The sequence below is a fragment of the Micromonospora rhizosphaerae genome (assembly GCF_900091465.1).
Classification (GTDB): Bacteria; Actinomycetota; Actinomycetes; order Mycobacteriales; family Micromonosporaceae; genus Micromonospora; species Micromonospora rhizosphaerae.
The window spans coordinates 5,957,195-5,970,299 of the sequence record NZ_FMHV01000002.1; the positions used below are offsets into that span (position 1 = coordinate 5,957,195).

At 73.3% G+C, this 13,105-nt stretch carries 13 protein-coding genes; 4 read left to right on the plus strand and 9 right to left on the minus strand.

Annotated elements, in window-relative coordinates:
• Window positions 1-5: 5 nt before the first annotated feature.
• The gene (locus GA0070624_RS28075) at window positions 6-815 is read right to left on the minus strand and encodes a TrmH family RNA methyltransferase (RefSeq protein ID WP_091345860.1); all 810 of its coding nucleotides are present in this window, start codon (window positions 813-815) and stop codon (window positions 6-8) included.
• A 49-nt stretch (window positions 816-864) separates the two neighbouring features.
• Window positions 865-1,422 (minus strand): dihydrofolate reductase family protein, encoded by a 558-nt coding sequence (locus GA0070624_RS28080; RefSeq protein WP_091345861.1) that lies wholly within the window; start codon window positions 1,420-1,422, stop codon window positions 865-867.
• A 430-nt stretch (window positions 1,423-1,852) separates the two neighbouring features.
• On the opposite strand from GA0070624_RS28080, the gene GA0070624_RS36190 reads away from it, so the two are divergent.
• Both GA0070624_RS36190 and GA0070624_RS28090 read left to right on the plus strand, forming a co-directional pair.
• Window positions 1,853-2,197 (plus strand): hypothetical protein, encoded by a 345-nt coding sequence (locus tag GA0070624_RS36190; RefSeq protein WP_245719047.1) that lies wholly within the window; start codon window positions 1,853-1,855, stop codon window positions 2,195-2,197.
• Between the two features lie 41 nt (window positions 2,198-2,238).
• The gene (locus GA0070624_RS28090) at window positions 2,239-2,667 is read left to right on the plus strand and encodes a GNAT family N-acetyltransferase (protein ID WP_141715209.1); all 429 of its coding nucleotides are present in this window, start codon (window positions 2,239-2,241) and stop codon (window positions 2,665-2,667) included.
• Between the two features lie 61 nt (window positions 2,668-2,728).
• Here the strand turns inward: GA0070624_RS28090 and GA0070624_RS28095 are convergent, their stop codons facing one another.
• The 4 genes from GA0070624_RS28095 to GA0070624_RS28110 form a co-directional block, all read right to left on the minus strand.
• Window positions 2,729-4,951 (minus strand): transglycosylase domain-containing protein, encoded by a 2,223-nt coding sequence (locus GA0070624_RS28095; protein ID WP_091345863.1) that lies wholly within the window; start codon window positions 4,949-4,951, stop codon window positions 2,729-2,731.
• 184 nt (window positions 4,952-5,135) lie between these two features.
• Window positions 5,136-5,942, minus strand: a complete 807-nt coding sequence (locus GA0070624_RS28100) for a hypothetical protein (RefSeq protein ID WP_091345864.1) — start codon at window positions 5,940-5,942, stop codon at window positions 5,136-5,138.
• Window positions 5,943-6,093: 151 nt separating this feature from the next.
• Window positions 6,094-7,200, minus strand: a complete 1,107-nt coding sequence (locus tag GA0070624_RS28105) for an SPFH domain-containing protein (RefSeq protein WP_091345865.1) — start codon at window positions 7,198-7,200, stop codon at window positions 6,094-6,096.
• Between the two features lie 5 nt (window positions 7,201-7,205).
• On the minus strand, window positions 7,206-7,679 hold the full coding sequence (locus GA0070624_RS28110; protein ID WP_091345866.1) for an NfeD family protein: 474 nt from the start codon (window positions 7,677-7,679) through the stop codon (window positions 7,206-7,208).
• A 94-nt stretch (window positions 7,680-7,773) separates the two neighbouring features.
• On the opposite strand from GA0070624_RS28110, the gene GA0070624_RS28115 reads away from it, so the two are divergent.
• Window positions 7,774-9,087: a serine hydrolase domain-containing protein gene (locus GA0070624_RS28115; RefSeq protein ID WP_091345867.1), complete on the plus strand. Its 1,314-nt coding sequence runs from the start codon at window positions 7,774-7,776 to the stop codon at window positions 9,085-9,087.
• Window positions 9,088-9,343: 256 nt separating this feature from the next.
• Here the strand turns inward: GA0070624_RS28115 and GA0070624_RS28120 are convergent, their stop codons facing one another.
• Window positions 9,344-10,156 (minus strand): DUF3097 domain-containing protein, encoded by an 813-nt coding sequence (locus tag GA0070624_RS28120; protein WP_091349966.1) that lies wholly within the window; start codon window positions 10,154-10,156, stop codon window positions 9,344-9,346.
• 261 nt (window positions 10,157-10,417) lie between these two features.
• On the opposite strand from GA0070624_RS28120, the gene GA0070624_RS28125 reads away from it, so the two are divergent.
• Window positions 10,418-11,212 carry a hypothetical protein gene (locus GA0070624_RS28125; protein ID WP_091345868.1) on the plus strand — a complete coding sequence of 265 codons (795 nt, stop codon included), beginning with the start codon at window positions 10,418-10,420 and terminating at the stop codon, window positions 11,210-11,212.
• A 6-nt stretch (window positions 11,213-11,218) separates the two neighbouring features.
• On the opposite strand, the gene GA0070624_RS28130 is transcribed toward GA0070624_RS28125, so the two are convergent.
• Complete coding sequence (locus tag GA0070624_RS28130; protein WP_091345869.1) at window positions 11,219-11,998, minus strand: HAD-IIA family hydrolase; 780 nt, start codon at window positions 11,996-11,998, stop codon at window positions 11,219-11,221.
• Window positions 11,999-12,034: 36 nt separating this feature from the next.
• Window positions 12,035-13,066: a ferrochelatase gene (locus GA0070624_RS28135; RefSeq protein ID WP_091345870.1), complete on the minus strand. Its 1,032-nt coding sequence runs from the start codon at window positions 13,064-13,066 to the stop codon at window positions 12,035-12,037.
• Between the last annotated feature and the right edge of the window lie 39 nt (window positions 13,067-13,105).

Genomic DNA, 13,105 nt, shown 5'->3' on the forward strand with positions numbered 1-13,105 from the left:
GGGGGTCACAGTGGGTCGTCGCGGCCCAGTTCCCAGCAGGCGACGGCGGTGGCCGCGGCGACGTTGAGCGAGTCCACGCCGCGCCGCATCGGAATCACCACCCGGACGTCGCTGCGGTCCATCGCAGCCCGGGTCAGGCCGGCCCCCTCGGCGCCCATCAGCAGCGCCGCGCGGGCCCGCTGGGCCGCGTCCAGCCGCTGGATCGGCACCGCGTCCGGGGCGGGCGTCATCGCCAGCACCGTGAACCCCGCCGCCCGGACCTGCGCCAACGCGTCCGGCCAGGGCTCAAGTCTCGCGTACGGGACGGCGAAGACCTCCCCCATGCTGACCCGTACGCTGCGCCGGTAGAGCGGGTCGGCACAGGACGGGGAGAGCAGCACCGCGTCCACGCCGAGCGCGGCCACCGCCCGGAAGATCGCGCCGAGGTTGGTGTGGTTGTTGACGTCCTCCAGGATGACCGCCCGCTTGGCGGAGTCGAGCACCTCGGCGGCGCTCGGCAGCGGCTTGCGGTGGAACGACGCCAGCACGCCCCGGTGCACGTGGAAGCCGGTGGCCCGCTGCAGCACGTCCTGGGTGGCGGCGTAGACCGGCGCGTCCCCGGTGTCCAGGTCGGCGAGCTGGTCGACCCGTTTCGCGTCGACCAGGTACGACCGGGCCGGGTAGCCGGCCCGCAGCGCCCGCCGCAGCACCAGCTCCCCCTCGGCGATGAACAGGCCGTGCGGGGGCTCCCAGCGGGTACGCAGCTCGACGTCGGTCAGCGCCCGGTAGTCGGCGATCCGGTCGTCGTCGGGGTCGGTGATCTGGTGGACGGGCACCCGACGATTCTGCCTGGCAGCTCCGGCCCGGCAAGCGCAGGCCGGCCTGTCACGCCCGCGCGTAGCGGAGCAGCACGGACCGGCCGTCGAAGCCCCGGGTCTCGGCGAGCCGCAGGTCGAGGCGGTCCTTGGCGGGAAAGACGGGCTTGCCGCCGCCGAGCACGACCGGATGCACGACGACCTGGTACTCGTCGATCAGGCCCAGCTCGGTCAGCGCCGCGGCGGCGCCGGAGCCGCCGGTCAGCAGCAGCTCCCCGCCGGGCTGCGCCTTGAGCGCGGCGACCTCCGTGGCCAGGTCGCGGCCGATCACCCGGGCGTCGAACTCGGCGCTCTCCAGCGTACGGGAAATGACGATCTTGGGGGTGCGGCGCCAGATCGGCGCGAAGGCCAGGTCGTGCGGGTCCTGCGACCTGGACTCGGCCCGCGGCCAGTACCAGGACATCAGCTCCCACACCCGGCGGCCGTAGAGGAAGGCGTCGGCCCGGCCGGTCAACTCGAAGGAGTACGCGGACAGTTCCGGCCCCATCGCCGGCCAGTCGAACTCGCCGTTCGGCCCCTCGATGAAGCCGTCGACGGACTGGTGCACCCAGTAGACGAGCTTGCGCATGGCAGTGTCCCTCCTGCTCCCGGCGCCCCCGCGGCGCTCTCACCGGTGGGTCGGCGCCGCCGGACCGGATCCGACAGCCGGCGCGGATTTTTTTCCGGCGGATCTCGGGCACCACCTCCCCGCCCCGCCGGGGGCCCCGGACGGCTTGCGCGGCCCCGATACCGTCCTGGCCCATGGCCCGCCCCGTGATGATCGCCCTGGTCAGTGTCGACGGCTCCGGCAAGAGCACCCAGGCCCGGGCGCTGACGCGGCGGCTGATCGCACGGGGCACGCCGGCGACCTACTTCGAAAACGCGGGCGGCCGTCCGCTCTGGAACCGGCTCGCCCTGGCGCTCGGCCGTCGGGACGGGGTGGCGCTGTTCGGTCGAACCCTCTATCCGCTCGTCGAAGCGACGGTGCGCGCGGCGGCGATGGGCCGCACGCTGCTCTGGTGCCGGTTGACGGGGCGGACGGCGGTGCTGGACCGGTGGACGTACTGCCAGCACGTGATCACGGCGGCCGCGGTGACCGCGGCCGGCGGCTGGTCCGGACGGCCTACGCGCTCTTCCCCCGCCCGGCGGTGGTCTGCTTCCTGGCCACGTCGCCCGCGGTGGCGCAGCGGCGGGTGCTCGCCCGGGGCATCGACACCGAGGAACTGGCCCACCTGCGCGCGCTGGACGCCGCCTACCGGGCGCTGCCGGAGTTCGGGTCGTTCGTGGTGGTGGACGGCGACGGCGGGCCGGACGACGTGGCGGCCGCGCTGGACGGGGTGGTCGGGGCGCTGGTCGACCGATAACCAGCCGCGGCGGGCGGCCGGTCTGGCTACGCTTGTCGATCATGGACTATCGCCTGGTGGACCGGCTGCCCACGGTCGAGGAGTTCGTCGCCGTCACCACCGCCGTCGGCTGGGCCGACGCGTACGACCGGGCGGCGATCCCGGCCTCGCTGGCCGCCTCGCTGCACGGCGTGGTCGCCGTCGAGGGTGACCGGGTGATCGGGATCGGCCGGCTGGTCGGCGACGGGGTGATCTACCACTACCTGCAGGACCTGGCCGTGGTGCCGGAGCGGCAGCGGCGGGGCGTCGGCGGGGCGATCCTGTCGCGGCTGGAGGAGTGGATCGCCGGTCGCGCCTCGTCGCGGACCTTCGTCGGCCTCTTCGCCGCCGGGGAGTCGGTCAGCCTCTACCGCCGCTTCGGGTACGCGGTGCACGACGAGATGCCCGGCATGTTCCGGGTCGGTCCGTACCGGCCGGCTGCCGCGGACTGAGGTGTTAAGAAGGGGCCCCTGCCATACCGGAGGCGTTAAGAAGGGGCCCCTCCTTAACCGATCAGCGGCGGTGCTTCTGGAGCCAGCGCAGCAGGTCCGACGGGAGGCCGCGGTCGGACTGCCCGGACTGGTTGCCGGGCTGCCGCCGGTCGCCGGGCTGCGGGGTCGGCTGCGGCTCCGGTCGCTGCGGGTTTCCGGCGAGCTCGCGGCTCGGCGCGGTGAAGTCCTCCACCGGCTCTCCGTTCACCGCGGTCCGGATCACCCGGGCCACCGCGTCGATCACCCTCGCCTGCACCGCCGCGCCGACAAAATCGGTCGAGTCGTCCGGGTTGGCGGCGATGCCGGCGACCGCGACCTGCGGGGTGAACCCGACGAAGGTCTCAGTGGCGTTCTGCTCGGAGCTACCGGTCTTGCCGGCGACCGGCCGGCCCACGATCCGGTCGACCGAGGTCGCCGTGCCGCCGTTGCACTGCCCGTACGCCGACTGCTGGCCCACCGGGCAGCGGGCCGCGTCGGTGGCCGCCCGGGCCACGTCGGTGTCGAGCACCTTCTCGCAGGACGGCTGACCGACGTCCACCTTGTCGCCGTTCGCGGCGGTCACCGAGACCACCGGCAGCGGCGAGCAGTACGTCCCCTCGGCGGCCACGGTGGCGTACGCGTTCGCCAGGTCGAGCGGGGTGGTGGCGGCCACCCCGAGGGTGAACGCGCCCCAGTTCTCCGGGTCGTCCTTGGCGAAGGCGGCGTCGGAGTCGGCCCGGAAGGTGATGCCGAGCCGCTGCGCCATCTCGACCACCTTCGCCGGACCGACCTGCTCGGCCAGCCAGACGAAGTACGTGTTCACGGAGCGGCCGAAGCCGTCCCACATCATCCGGTACCCGTCCATCCACTCCGGGTTGGCGTTGGCCGGGCACCACCTGCCGTCGCAGGCGCCCTCGCCCTCGGCGGCGTACCGGGTGGGCAGCTTGCTGGGCGCATCGAAGCCGGTGGAGAGCGGCTTGCCGGCCTCCAGCGCGGCGAGCATGGTGAAGAGCTTGAAGGTGGAGCCGGCCTGGTAGCCGTCCACGCTGGCGCCGCCGGAGATCAGCGGGTTGACCGTGTTCGGGCGGTTGGCCTGCCCGGCGGGGTTGTCGGCCAGGCTGTAGTGCCGGTTGACCGCCATGGCGAGCACCCGGCCGGTGCCCGGCTCCACCGCCGCGATGGGCAGGGCGCGCTTGTTGCCGTACCCGTAGACGGCGGTGGCCTGCTTCTGCGCGGTGGCCTGGACCTGCGGGGCAAGCGAGGTGACCACCGTGTAGCCGCCGCGGCGCAGCGCCTGCTCCCGCTCCTTGACCGTGGCGCCGAAGGCCGGCTGGCCCAGCCACCACTGGCGGAGGTAGTCGCAGAAGAAGCCCCAGTCGTCGTGCCCCTGGGCGACCGCGGTGCAGCCGTTGGGCTGGGCGGCCGGGTGCAGGGTCAGCTTCTCGGCCTTCGCCGCCGCGGCCTGCGCCGCGGTGATCGCTCCGGTCTGGGCCATCGAGTCGAGGACGTAGGCCCGGCGCTCCAGCGCCCTGTTCTTGTCCCCGTCGATCGGGCTGTACGCGTCCGGCGACTGCACCAGCCCGGCGAGCAGGGCCGCCTCGCCGAGGGTGAGCTCGGCGGGCGACTTGGCGAAGTAGCGCTGGCTGGCCGCCGCGACCCCGTACGCGCCGGAGCCGAAGTAGGCGATGTTCAGGTAGCGGTTGAGGATCTCGTCCTTGCTCAGGCTCTTCTCCAGCGCGCTGGCGTACCGGATCTCCTGGAGCTTGCGCCCGACGGTCTGCTCGGTGGCGGCCTGCCGCTCCTCGGAGGTGCGGGTGGGATCGGTCTTGAGCACGTTGCGGACGTACTGCATGGTCAGGGTGGAGCCGCCCTGCTGGGTTTGACCGCCCGTGACGTTGGCGACCAGGGCCCGGGCGATGCTGCGCAGGTCCGCGCCGCCGTGCGAGTAGAACCGCCGGTCCTCGGCCGCCACGATCGCCTGGCGCATCACCGGCGCGATCTCGGCCAGCGGCACATCCGTGCGGTTCACGTCGTAAAAGGTGGTGATCAGCGTCTTGCCGTCGTTCGCGTAGAGGTAGGAGCGCTGGGGCTGCGCGGGGGTACGCAGCGCGTCGGGCAGCTCCGCGTACGCCCCGAGCGCCGACTTCGTGACGAGGCCGCCGATCAGGTTGCCTGGGAGGGCGGCGACGGCGAGGACGAGCCCGGCGAGAACGCCGGTGAGGAGCACGGTGAAGAGCCGCAACAGCGGCGACCGGGGTGACGGCATGGACCCAGGATTGCCGCGAAAGCCACTATCCGACCACCCCACCAGGCAACTGTCAGCCACCTCACGGCAACCACCCAGCCACTCCTCCCGCTCGTCCCCGGCGGCGTCAGCGCGTTGATCAAGAGGTTTGCGTCCATTTCCTGGCCTCTCGGGGACGCAAACCTCTTGATCACCGCAGGCCAGGTCATCCGGTGGGGAGGGGGCCACCACCCGGGGACGAGCCGGGCGGGGTGGGGGTGGATACGCTGGCGTTGGCGGCGTCGCGGGCGATGGCCGCGGGGACCAGGCGGCCGGCGCGGTAGCCGATGCCGATGCCGGCTACCAGCGCGAAGAGCGCGCCGAAGGTCTGCAACGAGCCGATCAGGGCGCCCGCGAGGCCGAGCAGCGGGGCGGCGATCATCAGCATCACCCCGTCGCCGTAACTGAACATCCCGGACCGGGCGACCGACCAACCGGTGAGCAACCACCCCAGGCTGTACCAGGTGGCCCCGAACAGGACCAGGCTGCGCGCGGTGGTGCCGAAGACCGGGGCCTGCTCGGACAGCCCGGCGAACGGCAGCATCAGCACGACGCCGGCGATGCTGACCAGCAGCCCGGCCGTGGCGATCCGGCGGCACCGGGTGGCGGCGAGCAGGCCGGTCAGCGCCAGCAGCGCGAGCAGGCCGAGCCAGACCGCGGCCACCCAGCCGACCAGGTAGAGCTGCCCGCCGTCGGCCGGGTAGGGGTCGTTGCCCACCCCGCCGTCGCTGGCCATCGCCACCGCGCCGTAGAGGATCGCGTACGCGGGCAGCAGCCAGACCGCCGCGCGGGCGAAGCGCCGCACCGACCAGGCCCAGCTCGCGTTGGTGGCCGGGGCGGCCGGTCCGGGGTCGGGAACGAAGGGCATCACCCCGAACCCGCCCCCGGTACGCCGGGTGCCCAGCGGACCGGCGGGATCGTGCGCGCCGGGGACGGGCTCCCTCGACCACAACCTGTTCGCCGGATCGTTCATGCCTCACCTCGCTCCGCGTGCGGGCGGCGCGGGACGCGCCGGCGCCCCGGCTCCTGGTCACCACCCGTCCTCTCGGACCGATCGTGGCAGGCGCCGGGGCGCTGCATGAGGCTTTTTCGCATTTACCGGCCGGGCTCGGACGGTGGTCGGGTCAGCCCCGTTCGCGCCGGTCCGTCGGGTCGTGGAGCAGGCTCTCCGGGGAGACCGGCTCCGGCGCCGGCAGCCCCTGCGGGGCGTTGCCGCCGGTGGCCTGCGCCTCCGCGACGCGTACCTCGTCGTGGATCTCCTGGGCCGCGGTGGCCGCCGCCTGCGCCGCCTCGGCGGCCTCCCGCTCCACCTCGCCGGCGCCCTTGGCGGCCTCCGGCGACGGGACGTCGCCGACCATGTTGGCCAGCCCGCCGAGCGCGCCGCCCATCCCCTCCAGGGCCTTGGTCAGCTCCGCGGGCACGATCCAGACCTTGTTGGCGGAGCCGTTGGCGATCTGCGGCAGCGCCTGGAGGTACTGGTAGGCGAGCACCTTCTGGCTCGGGTTGGCCTGGTGGATCGCGTCGAAGACGGTCCGGATCGCCTTCGCCTGGCCCTCCGCCTGGAGGATGCGGGCCTGGCGGTCGCCGTCGGCGCGGAGCACGGCGGCCTGCTTCTCACCCTCGGCGGTGAGGATCTGCGACTGCTTCAGACCCTCGGCGTTGAGGATCGCGGCCCGGCGGTCCCGCTCGGCGCGCATCTGCTTCTCCATCGAGTCCCGGATGCTCGGCGGCGGCTCGATCGCCTTTATCTCCACCCGGGTGACCTTGATGCCCCACCGGCCGGTCGTCTCGTCCAGCACCCCGGAGAGGTGCCGGTTGATCTCCTCGCGGCTGGTCAACGCGCGCTCCAGATCGAGCGAGCCGATCACGTTGCGCAGCGTGGTCACGGTGAGCTGCTCGATGGCCTGGAGGAAGTTCGAGATCTCGTACGTGGCACGGACCGAGTCGACCACCTTGAAGTAGAGGACCGTGTCGATCGAGACCACCAGGTTGTCGGAGGTGATCACCGGCTGCGGCGGGAAGCTGACCACCTGCTCCCGCATGTCGACCTTCGTGCGGACCGCGTCGATGTACGGGACCAGCAGGTTCAGCCCCGGGCTCAGGGTGCGCTTGTACTTGCCGAGCCGCTCGACCACGTCCTGGCGCTGCTGCGGCACGATCCGCACCGCCTTGATCAGCGTCACCACCACGATCACCGCCGCGGCGATCAACAGGACCGCTGCAAACTCCATACCGTTCACCTTTTCGCTTCGGGCAGCTCGCCCGGGGTGGAAATGTCGTCCTGCCAGACCAGGGCGGTGGCGCCCCGGACCTTTATCACCTGCACCCGCTCACCGGGGGCGAACCGCTGCGTCGCGTCGTACGACCGGGCGCTCCACAGCTCACCGTCGATCTTCACCAGGCCCTGCTCGGCGTCCACCGGCTCCAGCACCAGCGCCGTCGCGCCCTCGATCGCCTCCACGCCGAACGCCTGCTCCCCGCTCTCCAGCGCCGAAAGCGCGTGCCGACGGATGACCGGCCGGACCAACGCCACGGAGAGGGCGGAGACCACCGTGAAGATCAACGCCTGGAGCGCGACCGGGGCACCGAGCGCGGCGGCGCCGGCGGCGGCGAACGCGCCCGCGGCGAACATGATCAGAAAGAGCGTCGTCGTGAAGATCTCGGCGACCGCCAGCACCACACCCAGCACGACCCACAGCAGCGCGTCCACACCACGATCGTGACACGCGAATGCACGCGCCACCGCCCCGTGATGATCAGTAAGCTCGGCGGGACCCGTGCCGCCCGAGGAGAGGAGGACGACCGTGCCCCTGCTGCCCGAGACCGTCCGACAGGTCGACGCCCTGGTCACCCGGGCCCAGGCCGAGGGAACCGCGCCGTCACTCGCCCTCGGGGTGGTGCGGGACGGGTCGCTGGCGCACCTCGCGGCCGCCGGAGAACACCCGCGGCCGGACGCCGACCTGCAGTACCGGCTCGGCTCGATCACCAAGACGATGACTGCCGTGCTGGTCATGCAGCAACGCGACGCCGGCCGGCTCGCCCTGGACGACCCGCTGGACAAGCACCTGCCCGGCACCCCGGTCGGCGCGCTCACCCTCCGCCAGCTGCTCGGGCACGCCAGTGGCCTCCAGCGGGAGCCGGACGGCCGGTGGTGGGAGCGGACCGAGGGTGCCGACCTGGCCACCCTGCTGGCCGGGCTGACCACGGACAAGATCGCCTACCCGCCGCACCGCGTCTACCACTACTCCAACCTGGCGTACGGGCTGCTCGGCGGCGTGCTGGAGCAGGTCACCGGGATGCCCTGGTTCGACCTGCTCCGCGAGCGGATCCTCGAACCGCTCGGCATGCGCCGGACCACCTTCCACGCCACCGAGCCGTACGCCCGGGGCTACGTGGTGCACCCCTGGCACGACACGCTGCGCGAGGAGCCGCGTACCGACACCGGGGCGATGGCGCCGGCCGGCCAGCTCTGGTCGACGATCGAGGACCTGGGCCGGTGGGCCGCGTTCCTGGCCGACCCGACTCCGGCCGTACTCGCGCCGGAGACGCTGTCCGCCATGTGCGCGCCGGTGGTGATCAGCGACCTCGACTCGTGGACCGGCGGGCACGGCCTGGGGGTGGAGCTCTACCGGGTCGGCGACCGGGTGTACGTCGGCCACGGCGGCTCGATGCCCGGGTACGTCGCCGGCCTGGCGGTGCACCGGCCGAGCCGCACCGCCGCGGTCGCCTTCGCCAACTCGTACGGCCTGCGCAAGGGGCACCACATCGTGGGGCTGGCCCGAGAGGTCCTCACCCTGGTGCTGGACGCCGAGCCGCCCCGGGTGCAGCCGTGGTGCCCGGCCGACGCGCCGCCCCCGGCCGACCTGGCCGAGCTGACCGGCCGCTGGTGGTGGATGGGCCTGGAGTACGAGTTCCGCGCCGACGCCGGCGACCTGCTGGGCGGCCCGGTCGGCCAGCCGGTGCTCCGGTTCACCCCGGAGGGCCCGGACCGCTGGCGCGGCCGCTCCGGCGGCCAGAGCGGCGAGATCCTCACGGTCGTCCGGGACGAGGCCGGCCGGCCGGTGGCCCTGGACATCGCCACCTTCGTCTTCACCCGCTCCCCCGACCAGGAACCCTGACCCCGAACCCGGCACCCGCACACCGTCGGCAACCGAGGCACCCAACCCCCCGCCACCGCCACCGCCACCGCCACCGCTCCACCCTGCCCTGCCGCCAGGATGGTTCAGCCGCTACAGACCTGATGACGCGAACGAATCACGCCCGATCCATTCACGTCATCAGACTCGTAGCAGCGAAAAGGACCCGAAACCCCGACCGCGACCGGACCTCGCAGCCCGCCCACGGCCCTGACCGCAACCACGAAAAGAGCCTGCGTCAGGCAGGTTCTGTCACGAAGTCGATCAACCGCTCCATCGCGTTGATCAGTGGCGTCTCCACGTCGGCGAAGCTGTCCACCCGGGACAGGATGTGCCGCCACATGTCCGCCGGCTCGGCCACCCCGAGGGCCGCGCAGACCCCCTCCTTCCAGGGGCGGCCCGGCGGCACCACCGGCCAGACCGGGATGCCCAGCGCCGTCGGCTTCACCGCCTGCCACACGTCGACGTACGGGTGGCCGGTGACCAGCACGTGCGGCGAGGTCACCCGGGCCACGATCCGGCTCTCCTTCGAGCCGGGCACCAGGTGGTCGACCAGCACCCCGAGCCGCCGGCCGGGGCCGGGGGCGAAGTCGCGCACCGCGGCGTCGAGAGCGTCGATGCCGTCGAGCGGCTCCACGACCACGCCCTCGACCCGCAGGTCGTCGCCCCAGATCCGCTCGACCAGGGCGGCGTCGTGCACACCCTCGACCCAGATCCGGCTGGCCCTGGCCACCCGCGCGGGTACGTCGTCGACCGCGATCGAGCCGGAGGCGGTACGCCGCCGCGCGGCCGGCACCGGGGCGCGTGCCGGCCTGCGGAGCGTGACCGGCTGGCCGTCGAGCAGGAACGCCGCCGGCAGCAGCGGGAAATTGCGCCGCCGGCCGTGCCGGTCCTCCAGCACCACCGCGCCGGACTCGAAGCCGACCACCGCGCCGCAGAAGCCGGAGTCGACGTCCTCGACCACGAGATCCGGCTCGGCGTCCACCTCCGGGATGACCTTCCGCCGTCGCCAGTCCGCCGCCAGCACGTCCTCGCCGTATCGCCGCGCCATGTCGATCACGCTAAACCCGCCCCTGCGCCGCCACCTCCCGACGCGCCGCCCGCCCTTGTCGATCAGGGAGTTGTGCCACCGAACAAAAGGAGTCGAGTGGCGGAAAACGAGCGCCACGACTCCATCATCGGCGGTGACCTGGGCGGTGGCCGACGCGCCGAGCGGACCCGCGACACGGGGTGAAGCGGGCAGTTCCGGGCAGGTGACGCGGCCGGGGCGGCAGTCGAGACAGGGCCGGTGCGGACCACGTACCCTTTCCGCATGTCCTCCCCCGCAGCGGGCGCGGCCACGCTGGCTCCGCGCCGGTCCAGCCGGTTCGTTGCCTGGGTGCGCGCCTGGCGCGCCGGCCTGGTCCCCTTCGACGAGGTCGCCGACGTCATCGCCGGCGACGAGGAGCACCTGGTCGCGGACGCCCCCGGCACCTGGACCGACGTGCCGCTGCGGGACGCGCTGCCCATCCTGGCGAAGCTCTCGCCGGACGAGATCCGCCTGGTCCTGCCCGCGCCGGGTGACCCGCGCGGGCTGCCCGGTCCCGGCGACTTCGCCGGCGCGGCGCTGCTCGCCGGGGAGGCGGTGATCGCGAGCGGGCTCGGGCTGATCCCGGAGGTGCGTACCCACATCTCCGGCTCCGGGGTGACCTTCGAGACGGTGCTCTGGCGGGTGTACCCGCTGCCCGCCGACGCGCCGGCGGCGTCGCTCGCCACGCCCGGGGCGGCCGAGGCGGAGGCCGAACTGGCCGCGGCGCTGGCCGAGACGACCGCGGCCCTGACCCGACTCGACGTGGCCCAGTGGCGACCCGAGCTGGCCGGGGCCCTCGCGGCGCTGCGCCGCCCGGACGCCGCGACCGACCTGCCGCCGGGCTTCGACCCGCGCGCCCGGCGGCTCTTCGCCCGGGCCGCGGTGCTGGACCGGGTGCTCGCCCTGGCCGGGCACAGTGCGCCCGGCGGGGCGATCAACAACTACGAGGCCCAGCAGCGCGACGCCGCACTGCGGCCGCTCACCACCGCCTGCCGGCAGGCCCTGGTGGCCGCCTGCAACGCCCCGCTGCGCCCCTGAGGCCGGTCAGACCTCGTCGATCAGGTCGGCGACGGAGTCGACGATGCGCGACGGCCGGTACGGGTAGCGCTCCGCCTCCGCGCGGGAGCTGATCCCGGTCAGCACCAGGATCGTCTCCAACCCGGCCTCCAGCCCGCAGAGGATGTCGGTGTCCATCCGGTCGCCGATCATCGCGGTGCTCTCCGAGTGCGCGTCGATGGTGTTCAGCGCCGAGCGCATCATCATCGGGTTCGGCTTGCCGACGAAGTACGGCTCCACCCCGGTCGCCTTGGAGATCATCGCGGCGACCGAACCGGCGGCCGGCAGCGCGCCCTCCACCGACGGGCCGGTGGCGTCCGGGTTGGTACAGATGAACCGGGCGCCGTCGTTGATCAGCCGAATCGCCTTGGTGATCGCCTCGAAGCTGTAGGTGCGGGTCTCCCCCAGCACCACGTAGTCGGGGGCGAAGTCGCTGAGCACGTAGCCCACCGCGTGCAGCGCCGTGGTCAGGCCGGCCTCGCCGATCACGTACGCGGTGCCGCCCGGCCGCTGGTCGTCCAGGAACTTGGCGGTGGCCAGGGCGGACGACCAGATCGCCTCCTCCGGCACGTCCAGCCCCATCCGGGCCAGCCGGGCCTGGAGGTCCCGCGGCGTGTAGATCGAGTTGTTGGTCAGCACCAGGAACGGCTTGCCGGAGGCCCGGAGCCGCTTGACGAACTCCGGCGCGCCCGGCACCGGCTGGCCCTCGTGCACCAGCACGCCGTCCATGTCGGTGAGCCAGCTCTGCACCGGCTTGCGGTCATGCATCAGTCGTCCCCAGGGGTGTCGAAGGTCGGTCGAGGCTCAGGGACGGCGGGCCGGGGGCACGCAGCACGGCGTCGGGCAGGTGTCCCACATCGGCAGCTCGCCGAGGCGGCGGCGCAGCCGCTCCCCGTCCGGCGCGGTCCGCTCGGTCACCAGCTCGCGGACCATCGCCACGAACCGCGGGTCGGTGCCCGGCGTGCCGGCCCGGACGAACTCCAGACCGAGCTGCTTGGCCGTCTCCAGCGCCTCGCTGTCCAGGTCCCAGACCACCTCGAGGTGGTCGGAGACGAACCCGATCGGGCTGACCACCACGCTGGTGACGCCCCGCTCGGCGAGGGTGGCCAGGTGGTCGTTGATGTCCGGCTCCAGCCACGGCACCTGCGGCGGGCCGGACCGGCTCTGCCAGACCAGGTCGTACGGCAGGTCGGGGGCGGCCGCCGCGTGCACCAGCCGGGCGGTCTCCTCGAGCTGGGCGGTGTACCGGCCGCCGTGCGGGCCGGCGGTGGCGGCCGCCGACACGGGTACGGAGTGCGCGGTGAAGACGATCCGGGTGGTGTCCCGCTTCGCCGGGTCGAGCTGGGCCAGCGCGGCCTTCACCGCGTCGGCGTGCGGCTCGACGAATCCCGGGTGGTCCCAGAACTGCCGCAGCTTGTCGATCACAGGAGCGTCCTGGCCGACCGCGGCCCGGGCCGCGGCGATGTCCTCCTGGTACTGCCGGCAGGAGGAGTAGCCGCCGTACGCGCTGGTGACGAAGGCGAGCGCCCGCTTGACCCCGTCGTCGCGCATCTGCGCCACGGTGTCGGCGAGCATCGGGTCCCAGTTCCGGTTGCCCCAGTAGACCGGCAGGTCGACGCCGTGGCCGGCGAAGTCCGCGCGGATCGCGGCCAGCAGCTCCCGGCACTGCTGGTTGATCGGGGAGACCCCGCCGAAGTGCAGGTAGTGCTCGGCGACCTCGGCGAGCCGCTCCGGCGGCACGCCCCGCCCCCGAGTCACGTTCTGCAGGAACGGCAGCACGTCCTCGGGCCGCTCCGGGCCGCCGAAGGAGACCAGCACCAACGCGTCGTACGACATGGGCCCATTCTCCCCCGACGGCCGTGACAGCCCGGCGAC